The sequence below is a fragment of the Novosphingobium kalidii genome, from assembly GCF_040534015.1.
GTDB lineage: Bacteria > Pseudomonadota > Alphaproteobacteria > Sphingomonadales > Sphingomonadaceae > Novosphingobium > Novosphingobium kalidii.
Map to the genome: position 1 here is coordinate 203,546 of NZ_JBEWLY010000013.1, position 17,620 is coordinate 221,165.

General features: G+C 62.7%; 20 protein-coding genes. 12 read left to right on the plus strand and 8 right to left on the minus strand.

Going from position 1 to position 17,620, the window contains the following annotated elements:
- Window positions 1–4 precede the first annotated feature (4 nt).
- The gene (locus ABVV53_RS07670; RefSeq protein ID WP_353983804.1) at window positions 5–958 is read left to right on the plus strand and encodes a VOC family protein; all 954 of its coding nucleotides are present in this window, start codon (window positions 5–7) and stop codon (window positions 956–958) included.
- A gap of 34 nt (window positions 959–992) precedes the next feature.
- Here ABVV53_RS07670 and ABVV53_RS07675 read toward each other — a convergent pair whose 3' ends face one another.
- A complete protein-coding gene (locus ABVV53_RS07675) occupies window positions 993–1,484 on the minus strand; it encodes a TlpA family protein disulfide reductase (protein ID WP_353983805.1) in 492 nt (163 codons plus the stop codon).
- Window positions 1,485–1,596: 112 nt separating this feature from the next.
- Between ABVV53_RS07675 and argH the strand changes: the two genes are divergently transcribed.
- From argH to ABVV53_RS07700, 5 genes are all read left to right on the plus strand, one after another.
- Complete coding sequence (argH, locus tag ABVV53_RS07680) at window positions 1,597–2,970, plus strand: argininosuccinate lyase (RefSeq protein WP_353984202.1); 1,374 nt, start codon at window positions 1,597–1,599, stop codon at window positions 2,968–2,970.
- An 8-nt stretch (window positions 2,971–2,978) separates the two neighbouring features.
- Complete coding sequence (locus tag ABVV53_RS07685) at window positions 2,979–3,227, plus strand: hypothetical protein (RefSeq protein ID WP_353983806.1); 249 nt, start codon at window positions 2,979–2,981, stop codon at window positions 3,225–3,227.
- Between the two features lie 7 nt (window positions 3,228–3,234).
- A complete protein-coding gene (lysA, locus tag ABVV53_RS07690) occupies window positions 3,235–4,494 on the plus strand; it encodes a diaminopimelate decarboxylase (RefSeq protein ID WP_353983807.1) in 1,260 nt (419 codons plus the stop codon).
- A gap of 25 nt (window positions 4,495–4,519) precedes the next feature.
- Complete coding sequence (locus tag ABVV53_RS07695) at window positions 4,520–5,308, plus strand: precorrin-2 dehydrogenase/sirohydrochlorin ferrochelatase family protein (protein ID WP_353983808.1); 789 nt, start codon at window positions 4,520–4,522, stop codon at window positions 5,306–5,308.
- Window positions 5,309–5,378: 70 nt separating this feature from the next.
- Window positions 5,379–5,612: a hypothetical protein gene (locus tag ABVV53_RS07700; RefSeq protein ID WP_353983809.1), complete on the plus strand. Its 234-nt coding sequence runs from the start codon at window positions 5,379–5,381 to the stop codon at window positions 5,610–5,612.
- A 14-nt stretch (window positions 5,613–5,626) separates the two neighbouring features.
- Here ABVV53_RS07700 and ruvX read toward each other — a convergent pair whose 3' ends face one another.
- The 7 genes from ruvX to pyrE all read right to left on the minus strand — a co-directional run bounded on the left by ruvX (window position 5,627) and on the right by pyrE (window position 11,147).
- Window positions 5,627–6,109 carry a Holliday junction resolvase RuvX gene (gene ruvX, locus ABVV53_RS07705; protein ID WP_353983810.1) on the minus strand — a complete coding sequence of 161 codons (483 nt, stop codon included), beginning with the start codon at window positions 6,107–6,109 and terminating at the stop codon, window positions 5,627–5,629.
- Complete coding sequence (locus ABVV53_RS07710) at window positions 6,091–7,215, minus strand: DUF3089 domain-containing protein (RefSeq protein ID WP_353983811.1); 1,125 nt, start codon at window positions 7,213–7,215, stop codon at window positions 6,091–6,093. The genes ruvX and ABVV53_RS07710 overlap by 19 nt, the downstream gene beginning before the upstream one ends.
- A gap of 26 nt (window positions 7,216–7,241) precedes the next feature.
- Window positions 7,242–8,363 carry an AI-2E family transporter gene (locus ABVV53_RS07715; RefSeq protein ID WP_353983812.1) on the minus strand — a complete coding sequence of 374 codons (1,122 nt, stop codon included), beginning with the start codon at window positions 8,361–8,363 and terminating at the stop codon, window positions 7,242–7,244.
- Window positions 8,360–9,283 carry a signal peptidase I gene (gene lepB / locus ABVV53_RS07720; protein ID WP_353983813.1) on the minus strand — a complete coding sequence of 308 codons (924 nt, stop codon included), beginning with the start codon at window positions 9,281–9,283 and terminating at the stop codon, window positions 8,360–8,362. The genes ABVV53_RS07715 and lepB overlap by 4 nt, the downstream gene beginning before the upstream one ends.
- Window positions 9,280–9,699 carry a holo-ACP synthase gene (gene acpS / locus ABVV53_RS07725; protein ID WP_353983814.1) on the minus strand — a complete coding sequence of 140 codons (420 nt, stop codon included), beginning with the start codon at window positions 9,697–9,699 and terminating at the stop codon, window positions 9,280–9,282. The genes lepB and acpS overlap by 4 nt, the downstream gene beginning before the upstream one ends.
- A 100-nt stretch (window positions 9,700–9,799) precedes the next feature.
- Window positions 9,800–10,534: a pyridoxine 5'-phosphate synthase gene (locus ABVV53_RS07730; protein WP_353983815.1), complete on the minus strand. Its 735-nt coding sequence runs from the start codon at window positions 10,532–10,534 to the stop codon at window positions 9,800–9,802.
- 28 nt (window positions 10,535–10,562) lie between these two features.
- Entirely contained in the window at window positions 10,563–11,147 is a 585-nt protein-coding gene (pyrE, locus tag ABVV53_RS07735; RefSeq protein WP_353983816.1) for an orotate phosphoribosyltransferase, read from the minus strand.
- 196 nt (window positions 11,148–11,343) lie between these two features.
- Between pyrE and coxB the strand changes: the two genes are divergently transcribed.
- The 6 genes from coxB to ABVV53_RS07765 all read left to right on the plus strand — a co-directional run bounded on the left by coxB (window position 11,344) and on the right by ABVV53_RS07765 (window position 17,612).
- Complete coding sequence (gene coxB, locus ABVV53_RS07740; protein WP_419956760.1) at window positions 11,344–12,516, plus strand: cytochrome c oxidase subunit II; 1,173 nt, start codon at window positions 11,344–11,346, stop codon at window positions 12,514–12,516.
- A gap of 26 nt (window positions 12,517–12,542) precedes the next feature.
- Window positions 12,543–14,231, plus strand: a complete 1,689-nt coding sequence (ctaD, locus tag ABVV53_RS07745; RefSeq protein WP_353983817.1) for a cytochrome c oxidase subunit I — start codon at window positions 12,543–12,545, stop codon at window positions 14,229–14,231.
- Window positions 14,232–14,337: 106 nt separating this feature from the next.
- Window positions 14,338–15,300, plus strand: coding sequence for a heme o synthase (locus ABVV53_RS07750; protein WP_353983818.1), 963 nt, complete (start codon window positions 14,338–14,340; stop codon window positions 15,298–15,300).
- A gap of 130 nt (window positions 15,301–15,430) precedes the next feature.
- A complete protein-coding gene (locus ABVV53_RS07755; protein ID WP_353983819.1) occupies window positions 15,431–16,024 on the plus strand; it encodes a cytochrome c oxidase assembly protein in 594 nt (197 codons plus the stop codon).
- Between the two features lie 64 nt (window positions 16,025–16,088).
- Window positions 16,089–16,910 (plus strand): cytochrome c oxidase subunit 3, encoded by an 822-nt coding sequence (locus ABVV53_RS07760; RefSeq protein WP_353983820.1) that lies wholly within the window; start codon window positions 16,089–16,091, stop codon window positions 16,908–16,910.
- Window positions 16,911–17,042: 132 nt separating this feature from the next.
- Window positions 17,043–17,612, plus strand: coding sequence for an SURF1 family protein (locus ABVV53_RS07765; protein WP_353983821.1), 570 nt, complete (start codon window positions 17,043–17,045; stop codon window positions 17,610–17,612).
- The last annotated feature ends 8 nt before the right edge of the window (window positions 17,613–17,620 follow it).

The window sequence follows — 17,620 nt, forward strand, 5'->3', positions numbered from 1 at the left end:
CACTATGGTAGCAATGCCGGTCGCCCACATCAGCTGGGCGCTTGCCGATAATGCGCAGCGCCCGGCCTGTGATGCGTTCTTCCAGGACGTATTCGGGGCGCAGACCGCTTTTGAAATGCTGATCACGCCAGATACGGCGCACATGGGGCTCGACCGTGAGGAGAGTCTGATGATGGTAGGGGACACGATGATCATCCCTATCGCGCCGGCTGGTAGCGGCGAGGATGAGCGCTCCCCCTTGGGCAACATGCTGCGCCGTTCGGCCCACGCGATGCGCTGGGTCGGCGTGGCTCTCAAGGTTGCCGATCTGAAAGCGGCGGACGAGCGTCTCCGCGCCGCCGGGTTCGACCTGCACTACGATCGCGGCATGGAGGAGCACTACTTCATCATCGCCCGACATCAGGCGCTTGGCATGCGCCTGGAGATCCTTGCGCAGGACTTGCCGAACGATCCGCGCCGAGACCCTAACTGGCGGGCCATCGAGGCTCGCGACCAGCACCCGCTGGGCATCGAGGGGCTGCAGGCGATAGGCCTGTCTGCCCCCTCGTTTGAGGCTGCGCGCGAGGTTTTCGCGCAGCGGCTAGGCTGGCCTGAAATGGCCGCGCGCTCACTTCCGGAGGTGAACGCCGAATGCGCCGCCTTCTTCATGGGCGACACGGTGTTGGAAGCGATGGTGGGGCCCGAAGACGGCTCTCCCGTCGCGGTCCATGCGCGGGACATCAAGGGGATCTACAATCTAGTCTTCAAGGTGAAGGACGCCGGCGCTGCTGCCGATTACCTTCGAAGCAAGGGACTCGATCTGGTCGGGGATGTGCAGGGCCGCTTCGCGATCGCGCCCGAACAGGCGCATGGTCGATTGATCTGGCTGACCGAGATCACGCCAGAAGGCTATCCTTCCGTGGGGTCGCGCATGGGCGAGCTGGCGCCTTCTTTACGCGAGGCGAGCACCGCAATCTGATTGTGCCGTGACCCCTGCAGCTGATCGCGCAGGCTCAGCGAGCCTGCGCGATCAGCTGCAGCGCCTCGGCGTTTGTCCAGACTTTGCTGCCGATGAAGCGCCAGACCTCCTGCCCTTGCGAATCGTAGAGGATGGTGGTCGGCAGCGACTGCACGCTGTACTTCGCGGCAAGATCTCCTTCGGGGTCGAGCCAGGGTTCCAGATTGTCGCCGCCGCGCTCCTTGATGAACGATGCGACATTTTCAGTGCCGGCCATGTCCTGCGACACTGTCACCACGCGCAGCTTGCCCTCACGCAGATCGACGAGACGGTCGAGCGTCGGCAGTTCGACAACGCAGGGCGCGCACCAGGTGGCCCACAGGTTCACCAGCGTCGGCTGTCCACGCAGTGAGGATAGCGCCAGCGTGCGCCCTTCCGCGTCCTTCAGCGTCATGTCAGGCATAGGCTCGCCGTTGTGAGAGCGATCGAGCACTCCCGAGAGCTTTTCGCTCTTCGGCAGTTCGGCAGGGTTCGCGTCTGGTTGCACCGGCTCCGGGGTTTGCCTATCGCAAGCTCCAGCCAAAACGGTGAGACAAAGGGCGGCAAGCTTGAGCGAGCGGGACGACAGCAAGGATATGGGCTCCCAGGCGGGCAATGCGATGTGGGGTGGGCGCTTTGCGGAAGGGCCCTCGGCGATCATGCGCGAGATAAATGCCTCGATCCCCTTCGACAAGGCACTCTGGAGGCAGGACATCCGCGCCAGCAAAGCGCATGTTGCGATGCTGGGTGCGATGGACATCGTTTCGGACGACGATGCGCTGGCAATCGAGAAAGGCCTCGACGCCGTCGCCGCCGAGTACGAGGCCAACGGCGTTCCCGAGGACTGGAGCCTCGAGGACATCCACATGACCACCGAGAGCCGCCTTGCCGAGCTGATCGGCCCTGCCGCCGGGCGTCTCCACACGGCACGCAGCCGTAACGATCAGGTCGCCACCGACTTCCGCCTGTGGGTGCGTGACACCATCGACGAAACCGACGCGGCGCTGCGGGCGCTGCAGAGCGCTCTGGTTGCGCGGGCAGGCGAGCATGCCGACAGCATCATGCCTGGCTTCACGCACTTGCAGACCGCGCAGCCGGTTACCCTGGGCCATCACCTGATGGCTTATTTCGAGATGATCGGGCGAGACCGCTCTCGGTTTTCGGACGCGCGCAAGCGGCTCAACAAGTGTCCGCTGGGCGCTGCAGCCCTCGCCGGTACCGGCTTTCCCATCGATCGCGAGTTGACGGCCCAGGCGCTCGGCTTCGATGCACCGACGGCCAACAGCCTCGACTCGGTGTCGGATCGCGACTTCGCGCTCGACTACCTCATGGCGGCGAGCCAGTGCGCACTGCACCTCTCGCGCCTCGCCGAGGAGTTCATCATCTGGGCAAGCCAGCCCTTCGGCTTCGTGACGCTGCCCGATTCGCTCTCGACCGGCAGCTCGATCATGCCGCAGAAGAAAAACCCCGACGCTGCCGAACTGGTGCGCGGACACTCCGGGCGGATCACCGGGTGCCTGATGGCGCTGATGATGACGATGAAGGGCCTGCCGCTCGCCTATTCCAAGGACATGCAGGACGACAAGCCGCCAGTATTCGAGGCGGCAGGACTGCTGGCGCTTTCCATCGCGGCGATGACCGGCATGGTCGCGGATACGCGGTTCCGCGTCGATCGCATGCGGGCTGCGGCCGAGTTGGGCTTTGCCACTGCGACCGATCTTGCCGATTGGCTGGTGCGGCAGGCCGATATTCCCTTCCGCGAAGCCCACCACATCACGGGAGCCGCGGTGAAGCTGGCGGAGCAGCGCGGCGTTGCTCTCGACGCGCTGCCGCTGGAGGACTTGAAGACCATCGACAGCCGCATCGACGAGCGCGTATTCTCCGCCTTGTCGGTCGAGGCGTCCGTCGCTGCGCGCAAGTCGCACGGTGGCACCGCGCCTGACGAAGTGAGGAAGCGCGTGGCCGAAGCCCGCGAGGCCCTGGGCCTGGAGTGAAACGACGAATGCGCATCCTAATTGCCTGCGGTGTCATGCTCGCGCTCGCCGGCTGCGGCTCGCGGCAGAGCCTTGCTCTCAAGCCCGGCCAGGAACTGCCGCCGGCTCCGTTCGGGCGTGCGGTGCAGCCCACGCCTAACGAGCTGCTGGAGCCGCCGACGCTCGCCATCCCGGCGCGGAGCGTGGAATTGCGCACGCGCTCTGAGCGGCGCGAGGACGATCCGTTCGACCTGCCTCCTCCCGAGAGCGAAGACTGAGCACATCATGGACCATTTCGAACTCAGGAACGGCGAGCTCCACGCCGAGAACGTGCCGCTGGCCGCGATCGCGGCGCAAGTGGGCACACCGGTCTACGTCTATTCGCGGGCGACCCTGACGCGCCATGCGCAAGTGTTCCGCGAGGCTCTGAGCGCCCTTCCGCGTATGCACCTGGCCTTCGCGGTAAAGTCCAACCCCAACCTCGCGGTGCTGAAACTGCTTGCGGGGCAGGGATATGGCGCTGATGTCGTCTCTGCCGGAGAGATGCACCGGGCGCTCGCGGCGGGCATGCCGGGAGCCGACATTGTCTTTTCCGGCGTGGGCAAGACGGCGCGCGAAATGCGCGAGGCACTCGATGCGGGGCTGGGACAGTTCAATCTCGAGAGTGAGGAAGAGGGCGTCGAACTCGCCGCGATTGCAGCATCGCAAGGGCAAGTGGCCACCGCCACGCTGCGGGTGAACCCCGATGTGGACGCCCGCACCCACGCCAAGATCTCGACGGGCAAGTCCGATAACAAGTTCGGCGTCGCCTACGATCAGGCTGCTGCAATCTACGCGCGGCTTTCCGGTTTGCCGGGCCTCAACATGCGCGGCCTTGCCGTGCACATCGGCAGCCAGATCACTGACCTTGAGCCGTCGCGTCTTGCGTTCGGCAAGATGGGCGAGTTGATGCGCGCGATCCGTGGCCAAGGTCTGGCCGTCACGCACATGGATCTTGGAGGCGGTCTGGGCGTCCCCTACAAGGCGGGCGACGTCCTGCCGGGGCCCGCAGAGTATGGCGCCATGGTGGTCGAGGCTACGCGTGGGTGGGATGCAACCATCATGTTCGAGCCCGGACGCGTGATCACCGGCAACTCGGGCGTGCTGCTGACGGAAATTATCCGCGTGAAGGCGGGAGCCGTCCATCCGTTCGTGGTGGTCGATGCCGCCATGAATGACTTGGCACGTCCCGCGATGTACGACGCCTGGCACGACTTTGCGGCCGTTCGCCCAAGTGGCGAACAGATGACGGCGAACATTGTTGGCCCGATCTGCGAAAGCTCTGACACTTTCGCCATGGCCCGACAGATCGACGCGGTTTCGGCTGGCGACCTCGCTATCTTCCGCACGGCCGGTGCCTACGGGGCGACGATGGCCAACACCTACAACTCAAGGGCGCTGGTGCCCGAAGTGATGGTCGATGGAGATAAGTGGGCTGTTGTGGCAGAGCGTATCGAACCCTCGACGATTCTGGCAGCCGAGCGCGTGCCCGAGTGGCTTACCTGAGCTGGGCGGGCATCCTCGTGCGGTCATGATCGCTAACCTCCCTCTATTCCACCGGATCGCTGCTCAGCCGGTGATCGTGCTGGGCGCTGGCGAGGCCGCAGAGGCGAAGCGCCGCCTCGTCGAGCGGGCAGGCGGCGAGATCGTCGAGAACCTGCAGGAGGGCATCGACAGGGGCGCTCGCCTAGCCTTCATCGCACATGACGACGACACCTCGGTGCAGGCTGACGCCATCCGCGCGCGATGTGCGGGGCTGCTGGTCAACGTGACTGACCGGCCGGAACTTTGCGACTTCACCGTTCCGTCGGTTCTCGACCGAGCGCCCGTTCTGATCGCGATCGGCACTGGGGGAGCTTCGGCGGGGCTTGCCAAGCAGCTGCGCTTGCGACTTGAGCGGCTTCTTCCTCCCTCGCTTGGCGCTCTGGCGGACGCGCTGTACGCGGCCCGAGAGGGCCTCCGAGCCCGCTGGCCCAACGCCGGTGAGCGCCGACGCGCTCTCGACGCTGCCTTGGGGGAGGGTGGTCCTCTCGATCCCCTGGCAGAGGAAAGCGCCGATCGTGTCGCGACGTGGCTGGCCGGAGAAGCAAAGCCGCTCCAGGCCGGCACACTCGAAATCACGCTGCGCAGCCCTGACCCTGAGGATCTCACCTTGCGCCAGATGCGCTGGCTCGGTGCTGCCGACCTGATCGCCAGCGAGCCAGACGTGCCGCAAGCAATCCTGGATCGCGCGCGCGCCGATGCGAGCCGGGCCGAGATCGGCGCCGGGGAGCCTGCACCTCACGCAGCGGGGCTGATCTTGGTGCTGCGAACTGCATAGCGGCGCGTCGGCTTTTCTCGCGAGGAACGATCCACCCAAGGCGGTGTTAGCTCCTTTGAGGAGACATAAGATGCCGCAGAATGGATCAGAATCCGGTTCGCCCAAGCAGAACAATCGCTCGCCAGCAGAGCCGGTGACCGAAGACGTGGGCGGCGTTCAAGGCACCGCCCCGGACGCTGGATCCGAAAGCGACGCGTCGACAGCGCTCGGCCCCGGTGCGCCGGATGACGAGCCCGCCCCCGACGCCGGTGAGATTGAGTGGGCAGGGCAGGTCGTGAAAAAGCCACCCACGCCGGAGCGGTAACAAGGAAGCTGCCGCTACCAGATCCCCCCGGCAAGCGCGTCGATGGCGCCTTGCAGGATCACGGCTGCAGCGGCCGAGTCGATTCGTTCCGCTCGCCTTGCGCGGCTCATGTCTTGAGCAATGAGGTCGCGTTCGGCCCCGGCCGTGGACCAGCGCTCATCCCATAAAAGGATGGGCAGGCCCAGCGCGGCGAGGTTTCGGGCATAGGCTCGGCTGGACTGCGCTCGCGGTCCAGACGTGCCGTCCATGTTAAGCGGCAACCCGATGACGATGCCCTGGATTGAGCGTTCGCGGATCAGTGCCTCCAGAGCCGCCTTGTCCGCTCCGAACTTGCCGCGCCTCAGCGTCTTGCCGGGCGACGCGATGCACCAGCCCGCATCGCAAAAGGCGGTGCCGATCGTCTGCGTGCCGAGGTCGAGGCCGATCAGCCCGCCACCGTCCGGGAGCGCGTCACGATAGTCCAGCGTGCTCGTGGTAATCAGGGCTGCGGCTTCCATGCCTTCACTCGTCTGGCGAAATCGGCTCGCAGGTTAGCCCAGAACAGCGTGACATCGTAGAGATGATAATTGTTACCGGGGAGTACGTATGGCCCCATTTCGAGGTCGGGTGCCGGGCCGATGTGGAGAAGGTGATCCTCGTCGCAACGCGCAGGAACGGCTCCGGGGACCAGTGAACCCGTGTTGTTGCTGAGGTCCGGGACCAGCGTGCCGAGGTTCTCTTTGGCTTCTGCGCTGCCGTTCTCAGACCCGGTGATCGGATTTACGCAGACGAACGAGGCGTTGTCACCGATGGGTTGCCCATTCAAACCGGGACGACGGGCGTAAGCCTTCATTAGCATCTGCGCTTCGGCAGGGTCGGCGAAGCTGATCCAGCTGACAATGCAGCCTGTCGAAGTCGGCTCCTGACAAACGGGCATGTTCATCTTGGGCAAGTCGCGCTCAGTAGAAACGGGCCAGCCGATCACATAAGCGGCAACGATTCGAGAGGCGACAGGTGTCGCCACAACGTGATCGCGGATCAGCCGGAGCAAGTGAAACGCCCCTTGGCTGTGTCCCGCGAGGACGATCGGCTGTTGGGGATCGATGAACTTCAGGAACGTCTCGAACGCCTGCTCCACATCGCCGTAGGCGAGGTCCAGGGCTTGCGTTGCCTCTGGAGCATCCGTCAGGAATGCACCGACGGCGGCCTGGCGATAGCGCGGCGCCCAAACGTCGGGGCTGGCGTTGAAGGGGCTGGCCATGCCCTGCACGAAAAGGCGCGAGCGATCACGCGATTCCGGATCGTCGAGCGAGGCGTTCCAAGTCTTGCGACTGACCAGGCCGGTAGGGTGGACGAAGAATACGGCTGCGTTCACCTTCTCCGCTTCCGCTGTGAAGCCGGCTGGCAGCCATCGCGCCGCATCGGCTGTGCCAAGTTCCGGTCGTGCAAGCCACATCTGCGGATCGTCATAGACGGTCTGCTCCAGCGGCGGCTGATCCGTGAATTCCGCAGACGGGACGAAGGCGATTTCGCTCAGGTCCTGTGCGAACAAGCGCAGAGCCAGGAAGGTCACGAAGACCAGCACGACGAGGCCGGAGAAGATGTAGAGGAACTTGCGCGCCATGGTCTGCTAAAGTCCAAGATCAGGCGTCAAACCGCCGCAGGGGCAGGTTGCAGCGTCACGTCGTCATCCTGGTGGCGTTGGTTGTGGTCAGCCTCGCTCTCGAGCCAGACCTTGATCATCGCAACCAGAGGATCTGCAAGCGCCAGCCCAAGAATGCCAAACAGCACACCCATGATGAGCTGAGCCGCCAGGACGAGGGCGGGTGGCAAGTCCACTGTCTGGCGCGCGATGAATGGTACCACAACGTAGCCATCCAGCGTTTGCACCACTGTGTAGACGATGATCGTGTAAACGCCCATGTCCATCCCGCCGGAGAAGCCGACCAGGATCATGATCGCACCAGAGACCGGGGCGCCGAGATTGGGCACGGCCGCCAGCAATCCGGTGATGAGGCCGAGCAGGAATGCCATCGGCACGCCATAGATCGCCAGCATCAGCCAGGTGGCGATTCCTTCCACGGCCATGCCGATGATCCGCCCGAACATGAGCCGGCGAAGGGATCTCCCCATCGCTTCCAGCGTGCCCTGGAACCGGTCGCGTTTGTCGGCCGGAAGAATCCACGCAACGCCACGGCGGTAGATGTCGGGCTCAACCGCAAAGTAGATGCCGAGTACTATAATGAGGAACATTGTGGTGAGCGCGCCAATCATACCGCCCACGGCGCGGGTGAGCTGGCTGACACCTCCAGTTGCCTGCCGGGCCAGACGCTGAACGTCGGCAACATCGACCTGAATGCCATGCTGTCGCAACCACTCGAGTCCTCGAAAGAACTGAGCCTGAATGGTGGCGGGCAGCTGTCCCGCCTCGACTGCGACCCTGTTGCCTGCAAACTGCGCAGTCCAGACCAGAAAACCGAGCGTTGCGACCAGAACGATCGTCACGCGAATTCCGCGGTGTACCGGTAAGACCTTGCCGATGAGGCGCGCTCCGCCATCGATCAAGGTAGCGAAGACAATTCCGGCAAAGATTACAAGCAGGGATCCGGAGAGCAGAACGGCCAGCGCAAACAGCGATGCGACGCCCAGCCAGGTAAAAGCGCGCTTTGCTTCGTGCCTGATCCTGGGATCCGTAATGTCGCTAGGACCGACCTGCTCTTCGACGCGATTTGACGCCGGACTTGCCCCGCCGAAGCTTGCGTCGCTGGTCATCCGGCCGCTGCTGTCTGTGTCGCGGCCTTGTTCGCAGCGTCCATCGGAGGGCGTAGGGACGTACCCGCACGGTCAGCTCGCAGCGCCTCGAACCAGCTGAGCGGGTTCCAGGACTGGCTTCCATTCAAGGAAAACGTGACGAACTCGGCTCGACCCCCAATGTCGGAGAGAGGAACGGGCCCGCCGAGGCCATTGCCATATAGGGGGGCACGACCATCTGCCGAGTGGTCACGATTGTCGCCCATAAGGAAAACGTGGCCCTCCGGAACAGTAATCTCGGGATAGTGGTCGAGCGCTTGATCGACATGGTCGATTACAAGGTAACTCGCGCCATTGGGCAAGGTTTCGCGCAACGCTGGCAGCTCGTAGACCTCGCGGCCGCTAGGCAGCCGCGTTCGGTAGTGCTCGAAGGCGGCAAGGCAGGGGACGGTAACGGCGCTTTGTTCGCAGCTCAGCTCGTTCTCCACGGGCAATTGCACTGCCGGTTGGACAGACTGCGGCACGCGCTTACCGTTGAGGATGATCTGGCCGTTCACCACGGCCAGGCGGTCACCTGGCAGGCCGACCACCCGCTTGATCAGGTCTTCCTTGCGATTGCGGGGGACGACGATGACGATGTCGCCATACTCGGGCGTCTTGGCGAACAGGCGATTCTCGCCGCGCGGCAGCAAATGAAAGCTGATCGAGGACCAGTTCCAGCCATAGGGATACTTCGAAACGATCAGACGGTCGCCCACCAGCAGGTTTGGCATCATCGAGATCGAAGGGATGTAGAACGGCTTTGCCAGAAAGCTGTGGAAGCACAGCACGGCGAGCAGCATGACGGCGAGGCCGCGCATCTCACGTGCCCAATTCACCTGTTCGCGCGTTTGCCGGCGCTCCAGCCTCGGTGCCAGTGGCTGGGCTCTTGTCTTGTTCATGTGCGGGCGCGTTCTTCGATACGCAGCGCCTCGATCAGGACGAAGGCCTGGGCCCATGGGTGATCGTCCGTGAGCGTCAAGTGAACCACGGGCTCGTATCCGCTTGGAGTGAGGGCGCGCAACCGCTCGCCAGCGCCGCCTGTGAGTGCCAAGGTGGGCGCACCGGACGGGGCGTTAACTACGCCGATATCCTTCATGAAAACGCCAGCCTTGAAACCCGTGCCTACCGCCTTGGAGAATGCTTCCTTGGCGGCAAAGCGCTTCGCCAGTGTCCCGGCCTTCGTAAGCGTGCGGCGATTCGCTTTTGCCCTCTCGACATCCGTGAACACGCGATTCTCGAAGCGCTCACCGAAACGGTCCAGAGAGGATTGGATACGCTCGATATTGCACAAGTCTGAGCCGAGGCCGATGATCATGTGTCGAGTTCCTTGCACGGCTCGAATGGCCAACCGTTCGCTTCGCACCTTCGGCGTTTCGTGCAAACCTTGCGTAAGGCGAGAGTAGACGAGGGCGACATCACCGCACCGCGTCCATCAGCTCGCGCATTTTCCTGACGCTCCCCTTAAGACCGCAAAAGATCGCTTCCCCAATGAGATAGTGACCGATGTTCAGCTCGGCCAGCTGGGGAATGGCGGCTACGGGCTGTACGTTCTCATATGTCAGGCCGTGCCCGGCATGCGGCTCGATTCCGTTCTTGGCCGCTAAAGCTGCCATTTCGACGAGGCGCTTCAGTTCGATCGCGACCGCTTCACCGGTGGCGTGCGCATATTCGCCGGTGTGCAGTTCGACCACAGGCGCGCCGAGCGTCAGCGCCGCCTCGATCTGACGTGGCTCGGGTGCGATGAACAGGCTCACTCGGATTCCAGCATCCGATAAGCGCGTGACAATCGGTGCGAGCCGGTTGTGTTGCCCCGCTGCGTCGAGCCCACCTTCAGTCGTGCGCTCCTGACGACGCTCAGGCACGATGCAAGCCGCGTGTGGCTTGTGGCGCAGCGCGATCTCGACCATCTCATCGGTCGCGGCCATCTCGAGGTTGAGGGGCAGGCCGGTTGCCAGTTGGACCCGGGCGAGGTCTTCGTCCCGAATATGACGCCGATCCTCGCGCAAGTGAACGGTGATGCCGTCGCCGCCCGCCGCGGCAACGATTTGCGCTGCTCTAACAGGATCGGGATGGTCGCCGCCGCGGGCGTTGCGAATTGTCGCCACGTGGTCGATGTTGACGCCGAGGCGCAGCGTGGAAAGTCGGCTCATGCTTGTGCGCTCGCCAGATGGACCAAAATCAGGGTTTTGCGCGGCTGCCCGGCTTTACCGCCGGCAGTTCTGCAAGTTCAGGCGGCAGTTCGTCGGCCGCATAAGTGGGAAAGTTGAGCTCAACCAGTGCAGTGAATGGCACGCTTAACTCGACCGCGCCGCCTGAGCGATCCACCAGCGCGGCTGCGGCGATGACCTTGCCTCCCGCAGCCTCGATCGCCGCGATCGCTTCGCGCGACGACTTTCCGGTCGTCACGACATCTTCAACCATCAGCACCATGTCGCCGTCTTCCAGCGAAAAACCACGCCGAAGCTCAAAAACGCCTTCAGGCCGTTCCACGAACATGGCGTCGACCTGCAAGGCGCGCCCCATCTCCTGGCCAACGATGATGCCACCCATGGCGGGAGAGACGACCTTGTTTATCTTGCGACGGATGTCGTGCGGAAGCTTGGCTGCCAGTGCCGCTGCCAATCTACCTGCTCGTTCCGGATTCATAAGGACTCGCGCGCACTGCAGGTAATGGGCGCTGTGCCGTCCGGACGAGAGCAGGAAATGGCCTTCCAGTAAGGCCTTGCTCGCGCGGAACTCAGCGAGAACGGCTTCTTCCTGCATGGCTTTCTTGATCCTTGTTAAGGCGGCGCGCGCTGACGTGTCGCTTTCGGCAAAAATTCCCCTAGAGGCGCTTGAGACGCGCGGCAAGCGCGCGTATAGGCCCGGCCACTGGGGTGCATCAGCCCCCGTCATTGCGTGTGCGCCCGGGTGTGAAACGCTCCTTAGCGCGCAGGGGAATCGGGAAAGCACGACGACGATGAAATCCGGCAACAACGTCCGTGCCGCGAGCTGCGCGGTCAAGGCTCTCGGCCTGTCACTTGCCTTGGCAATGCTGCCGCAGGCTGCTCTTGCTGCCGCGCCGGCACCGGCATCAGCGCCATCTTTTCCGACAGCAGGGCCGACGCCGTCGATGGAACCGTCAGGCGCGCCTGCCCGCGGTGCAGAGGCGGCACAGGCTGCCGGCAACCCGCTGAACGCTACTGGTCCGACGGCGGACATGGCCGCCAGCCCGGCATATACACCCATGAAGCCGACGGAAGGCATTGGCCTTCCCGTCGACGGCGGGATCGGCCTCCAGAAGCAGTTTTCTCCCTTCGGTGAGTACGGCCACTGGATTCATGACGCCGTGCTGGTGCCGCTTATCGGCTTCATCACGCTGCTCGTGCTGGTGTTGCTGGTGATCGTGGTGATCCGGTTCAACCGTCGAGCAAATCCGATTGCATCGCGCACAAGTCACAACACGCTGCTGGAAGTGGCGTGGACCCTGCTTCCGGTCTTGATCCTGGTTGGCATCGCCGTTCCCTCGATCGACTTGATCGCCAAGCAGTACAAGCCGGCTCCAGCAAGAGCGCTGACGGTCAAGGTTACGGGAAACCAGTGGTTCTGGACGTACTCCTATCCCGACAACGGCGAGTTTGAGGTGAACTCTTACATGCTGAACCTTCCGGGGCAGCCGGCCATCAACGCCGGAGTCCGCGAGGTTGGTTCCGAGCCATGGGATGGTCCCGCCCAATTTGAGGTCGACAACCGCTTGGTCATTCCGGCGGGTGAGCCGATCCGGCTGCAGATCACTGCTGCGGACGTGATCCACTCGTTTGGCGTTCCCTCCCTGTGGTTCAAGACCGACGCCGTTCCGGGCCGCATCAATGAGAAGGTGCTCTTCGTCGAGAAGCCAGGCGTCTACTACGGGCAGTGCTATGAACTGTGCGGTGTGAAGCACGCTTACATGCCGATCGTGGTGGAGGCTCTGCCGCGCGATGAATTCAATGCCTGGGTTCTCAGCCATCCCGGCGGCGTCGTCGGTCAGCCAGGTTCCGTCAATGCCGCTCAGGCTCCCGAAGTGACGGCGCCCGATGTCGACGCAACACCGGCTACCAACCCGAATGAGGCGGTCCCAGCCGCTGAGACAACGGCTTCGCCGTCCGCCTAACGACATTCAGTACAAGGTCCCCGAGAATGGCCACCACCGCAGATCACTTTCAGGGTCACGTCGACGACCATCACGGTCACGCCGACCACGACCATAAGCCAAGCTTTTTCGCTCGGTGGTTCATGTCCACCAACCATAAGGACATCGGCACGATGTACCTGATCTTCGCGGTTATCGCGGGGATCATCGGTGGTGCAATCTCGGGCGTGATGCGCTTGGAGCTTGCAGAGCCGGGTATCCAATACCTGGGTGCCGTTGCCGAGTTCTTCGGCAGTGACGCGGGCGATTTCAACGCTACGCTCCACATGTGGAACGTGCTTATCACCGCTCACGGTCTGATCATGGTCTTCTTTCTGGTCATGCCTGCGATCATCGGCGGTTTCGGCAACTGGTTCGTTCCCATCATGATCGGCGCGCCCGACATGGCGTTCCCGCGCATGAACAACATCTCATTCTGGTTGACGGTAGCTGGCTTCATATCGCTGATGTGTTCGGCCTTCGTGCCTGGTGGGTTGGGTAATGGCGCAGGTACCGGATGGACGGTCTACCCGCCGCTTTCGACCTACAGCTCCACTGGACCTGCCGTCGACTTCGGCATCTTCGCGCTGCACCTTTCGGGTGCTGGCTCGATCATGGGTGCAATCAACTTCATCACCACGATCTTCAACATGCGCGCGCCGGGCATGACCATGCACAAGATGCCGCTGTTCGTGTGGTCCGTGCTGGTCACCGCGTTCCTGCTGCTGCTTGCACTCCCCGTTCTGGCGGCCGCAATCACCATGCTGCTGACCGACCGCAACTTCGGCACAACGTTCTTCGATCCTGCGGGGGGCGGTGACCCGATCCTGTACCAGCACTTGTTCTGGTTCTTCGGTCACCCCGAGGTTTACATCATGATTTTGCCGGCCTTCGGCATCATCTCGCAGATCATCTCGACGTTCTCGAAGAAGCCGGTGTTCGGCTACCTCGGCATGGCCTACGCCATGGTGGCGATCGGCGTGGTCGGGTTCATCGTGTGGGCGCACCACATGTATACCACCGGCCTTTCGGTGAACACGAAGATGTATTTCACCGCTGCGACCATGGTCATTGCAGTGCCCACTGGTATCAAGATCTTCTCGTGGATCGCGACGATGTGGGGCGGCAGCCTCGAGTTCAAGAGCCCAATGGTTTGGGCACTAGGCTTCATCTTCCTCTTCACGGTGGGCGGGGTGACCGGTGTTGTTCTGGCGAACGGTGGCATCGATGACGTGCTGCACGACACCTACTACGTCGTCGCACATTTCCACTACGTGTTGTCGCTTGGTGCGGTCACGGCTCTCTTTGCAGGGTTCTACTACTGGTTCCCGAAGATGAGCGGGCGCATGCACTCGGAGTTCCTGTCGCACCTGCACTTCTGGGTCTTCTTCGTAGGCGTGAACTTGATCTTCTTCCCGATGCACTTCCTCGGACTGCAGGGTATGCCACGGCGTTATCCCGATTACCCCGAAGCCTTCACGCATTGGAACTACGTCGCGACAGTCGGGTATATGATCATGGCGGCAAGCATCGTGATCTGGCTCGTAAACGTGGCCTATGCGTTCATCGCCGGGCGCAGGGTTGAAGCAAACTATTGGGGCGAGGGTGCGACCACGCTCGAGTGGACGCTTTCGAGCCCGCCGCCGTTCCACCAGTTCGAGACCGTTCCGGTCATCGAGGACGCTGGACACCATTGACGAGGGCGCTTGCCTCCGGGTGAGCACCCGCGTGATGCCCTCCCCAATTGCGGGAGGAAGCGGGGGAGGGCATGTCGCCCTCCCTTGTGCTTGATGCGATTGAGATATGACACAGTCTCGACCCCCGGCTCCTCATGCGCCTGCGCGCGATGATAGCGGACAGACGCCTTTGAACGGCGCGCTCCAAGTGCCTGCGGATTGGCGAGATTTCTTCGCGCTGACCAAACCGCGGGTGATGAGCCTCGTGATTTTCACGGGTCTTTGCGGATTGCTGGCTGCGCCTGAGCGGATCCATCCTGTTCTCGCCTTCACTGCCATCCTGTGTATCGCGGTCGGAGCGGGTGGCGCTGCGGCGCTGAACCAATGGTGGGAAGCTGACCTCGACGCAGGGATGAAGCGGACGGCCGCGCGGCCATTGCCCCAAGGCAGGATGAACCGCACTGACGCGCGCGATTTCGGCGTTGCGATTTCCGCGGGATCGGTGCTGCTCATGGGGCTCGCCATCAGCTGGTTAGCGGCCGCAATTCTCGCGATTTCGATCCTGTACTACGCAGTCGTCTATACGGTCTGGCTCAAGCCACGTACGCCGCAGAATATCGTCATTGGAGGTGGAGCAGGTGCCTTTCCACCGCTCATCGGCTGGGTGGCAGCAACCGGCGAAATCAGCCTTATGCCGGTGCTTCTTTTCGCAATCATCTTCTTTTGGACGCCCCCGCATTTCTGGGCGCTCGCCCTCTTCGTGAAGTCGGACTATGCGAAGGTCGGCATACCCATGCTGCCCGTCGTGGCGGGTGAGCAGGCGACTCGCCGCCAGATTCTGATCTACGCTATCTTGCTGTTGCCGCTCAGCGTGCTGCCTTGGTGGGTTGGCGGAGCGGGAAGCATTTACGGCGTGAGCGCGGCGCTGCTTTCGCTGGTATTCCTGGCGCTCTCGGCGCGAGTCGGCCTTCGCGACCGAACTGGTCCGGACGACACTATGCGTCCGGAAAAGCAGCTATTCGCCTACTCCGTGCTTTATCTTTTCGCGCTCTTCGCCGCATTGGTGGTGGATCGCTTCCTACCGCTGTAAGGTCGTTTCATGACTCGCGAGACCGATCCCAACCGCATTCGCCGCAGCCGTAACCGTGTGCTGGGGCTTCTGCTTGCCGCATTCGTAATCCTGGTGTTCTTTATTTCGCTAGCGAAGATGAGCTGAGCCGATGTCGGCGCATGTTGCTCATACCGTTGACCGGAATCGGCGGACGGCTCTGATCGGATTGGCTGTCGCTGGCGCGATGCTTGGCCTCGGCTTCGCCTCGGTGCCGCTGTACCGGATGTTCTGCCAAGTCACGGGGTTTGGCGGCACAACGCAGCGAGTTACCGATGAGGCCGCCGCGAAGGTGCAGGCGGCTAGCGATACGATTTCCGTCCGCTTCGACGCGAACGTCGAGCGAGGGATGAGATGGGAGTTCAAGCCCCTGCAGCGCACGGACCGTGTTACCATTGGAGCACGCGACATGGCGATATTCTGGGCGAAGAACACGTCCGACGAGCCGATCACGGGCACCGCGACCTTCAACGTCGAACCGGCATACGTCGGCAAGTACTTCAGCAAGATTCAGTGCTTCTGCTTCACCGAGCAGCGCTTGGAGCCTGGCCAAGAAATCCGGATGCCGGTGCTCTACTACGTCGACCCGGCCATTCTGAACGATCCTGACGCAAAGGACGTGCAGCAAATCACGCTCAGCTACACCTTCCATCCCGCCATCAACAGCGGAGCAAAGGCACTGGACCGGACCGGGTCGGGAAGTTAAGGGCGCTCAGTCAACATCACTCGCGGCGGCGGCTGCGGATTGCGATCAACAGGGACGAAGGCAGATGGCCGGCAGCAAAAATCACGATTATCATATCCTTCCACCCGACATTGCACCGCTCGCGACAACCGCTGGCGCCCTGGTCTTTACCACCGGCATGGTGCTGATGATGCATGACATGCCAGGCGGAGCGTTTGTTCCTTGGCTTGGTCTAGCATTGCTGCTGGCGAGTATGTTCTTGTGGTTTTCCAAGATCGTGAAGGAAGCGCACGCAGGCGATCATACCCCGGTCGTGCAGTTGCATCAGCGCTACGGCATGATCCTGTTCATCGCCTCCGAGGTGATGTTCTTTGTCGGCTGGTTCTGGGCGTTCTTCGACTTCTCGCTGTTCCCATCGCCGCTTGCAGAAGTTGTCGACGGGCAGTGGCCGCCAAAGGCGATCGAAGCCGTGATGGACCCGTTCGATCTGCCCTTGCTGAACACGCTGATCCTGCTTTGCTCGGGCACGACGATCACCTGGGCCCACCACTCACTGATTCACGGCGACCGTGACGGTCTGAAGAAGGGGCTCTGGGCGACGATCCTGCTCGGCATTCTGTTCTCGTTCATTCAGGCGTTCGAATACGCCAACGCGCCTTTCCCGTTCGGTGAGAACACCTACGGCTCGGCCTTTTACATGGCGACCGGGTTCCACGGCTTCCACGTGATCGTCGGCACCATCATGCTGATCGTTTGCCTGGTTCGGGCGAACCGGGGTGACTTCACCCCCCGGCAGCACTTCGGTTTTGAAGCGGCGGCCTGGTATTGGCACTTCGTCGACGTGGTGTGGCTGTTCCTTTTCGTGACGGTCTACGTGTGGGGCGGTTGGGGCTATCCCACGCACTGATGATAGGTCATTGTACCAAAACGGAAGGGCAGCCGAAGATCGCTTCGGCTGCCCTTTTCGTTGCTAGCTTTGATTGCATCGCGTGAACACGAGCGGTGATCGGGAGGCAAGCGTTCAACAGGAAAAGGCGCGATGAAGTCGAAACGGATTCCGGTATTCGCAACACTGCTGGTTGCGGCTGCTGTCGCCGTGATGATTGCTCTCGGCTTTTGGCAACTCAGCCGTGCGGGCGAAAAGGAAGCCCTGCTGGCGCGCTATGCGGCGGCAGATGCTTCATCGGCACCTGTGGCCTGGCCCGCCGACGAGGGGGCGCAGGCCATGCTCTATCGTCGCTCGCGCATCCTGTGCATGCGGGTGACCGGGCGAACCGCAATTGCCGGTAGGAACGCCAGTGGCGAATCGGGTCTCGCGCAGGCTGTTGAGTGCGTCTTACCCGATGGCTCTCGCGCAAAGGTGGTGCTGGGCTGGTCGCGCGATCCTGCGGCGCAGAACAATTGGGGTGGCGGTGTGGTGCAAGGTGTGATTGCGCCCGGGCCGCGGCTGGTGGCAGACCCACCTCTGGCCGGCCTGGAGGCTAACCAAACGCCCGACCCGTCCGAACTCCCCAACAATCACATGGCCTACGCGGTGCAGTGGTTCTTCTTTGCCGCGACCGCGCTGGTTATCTTTGTCATCGCTGTCAGACGCCGAGCTGCGAACTAAGCACGGGT

Bases quoted from the DNA above. Each gene is read 5' to 3' on its own strand.
- lepB (WP_353983813.1), bottom strand. From the start codon at position 9,283: ATGAACAAGACAAGAGCCCAGCCACTGGCACCGAGGCTGGAGCGCCGG.
- argH (WP_353984202.1), top strand. From the start codon at position 1,597: ATGTGGGGTGGGCGCTTTGCGGAAGGGCCCTCGGCGATCATGCGCGAG.
- ABVV53_RS07695 (WP_353983808.1), top strand. From the start codon at position 4,520: ATGATCGCTAACCTCCCTCTATTCCACCGGATCGCTGCTCAGCCGGTG.
- ABVV53_RS07760 (WP_353983820.1), top strand. From the start codon at position 16,089: ATGGCCGGCAGCAAAAATCACGATTATCATATCCTTCCACCCGACATT.
- ABVV53_RS07755 (WP_353983819.1), top strand. From the start codon at position 15,431: ATGTCGGCGCATGTTGCTCATACCGTTGACCGGAATCGGCGGACGGCT.
- ABVV53_RS07700 (WP_353983809.1), top strand. From the start codon at position 5,379: ATGCCGCAGAATGGATCAGAATCCGGTTCGCCCAAGCAGAACAATCGC.
- lysA (WP_353983807.1), top strand. From the start codon at position 3,235: ATGGACCATTTCGAACTCAGGAACGGCGAGCTCCACGCCGAGAACGTG.
- ABVV53_RS07670 (WP_353983804.1), top strand. From the start codon at position 5: ATGGTAGCAATGCCGGTCGCCCACATCAGCTGGGCGCTTGCCGATAAT.
- ABVV53_RS07730 (WP_353983815.1), bottom strand. From the start codon at position 10,534: ATGAGCCGACTTTCCACGCTGCGCCTCGGCGTCAACATCGACCACGTG.
- ABVV53_RS07685 (WP_353983806.1), top strand. From the start codon at position 2,979: ATGCGCATCCTAATTGCCTGCGGTGTCATGCTCGCGCTCGCCGGCTGC.
- ABVV53_RS07765 (WP_353983821.1), top strand. From the start codon at position 17,043: ATGAAGTCGAAACGGATTCCGGTATTCGCAACACTGCTGGTTGCGGCT.
- pyrE (WP_353983816.1), bottom strand. From the start codon at position 11,147: ATGCAGGAAGAAGCCGTTCTCGCTGAGTTCCGCGCGAGCAAGGCCTTA.
- acpS (WP_353983814.1), bottom strand. From the start codon at position 9,699: ATGATCATCGGCCTCGGCTCAGACTTGTGCAATATCGAGCGTATCCAA.
- ctaD (WP_353983817.1), top strand. From the start codon at position 12,543: ATGGCCACCACCGCAGATCACTTTCAGGGTCACGTCGACGACCATCAC.
- ABVV53_RS07750 (WP_353983818.1), top strand. From the start codon at position 14,338: ATGACACAGTCTCGACCCCCGGCTCCTCATGCGCCTGCGCGCGATGAT.
- coxB (WP_419956760.1), top strand. From the start codon at position 11,344: ATGAAATCCGGCAACAACGTCCGTGCCGCGAGCTGCGCGGTCAAGGCT.
- ABVV53_RS07710 (WP_353983811.1), bottom strand. From the start codon at position 7,215: ATGGCGCGCAAGTTCCTCTACATCTTCTCCGGCCTCGTCGTGCTGGTC.
- ABVV53_RS07715 (WP_353983812.1), bottom strand. From the start codon at position 8,363: ATGACCAGCGACGCAAGCTTCGGCGGGGCAAGTCCGGCGTCAAATCGC.
- ruvX (WP_353983810.1), bottom strand. From the start codon at position 6,109: ATGGAAGCCGCAGCCCTGATTACCACGAGCACGCTGGACTATCGTGAC.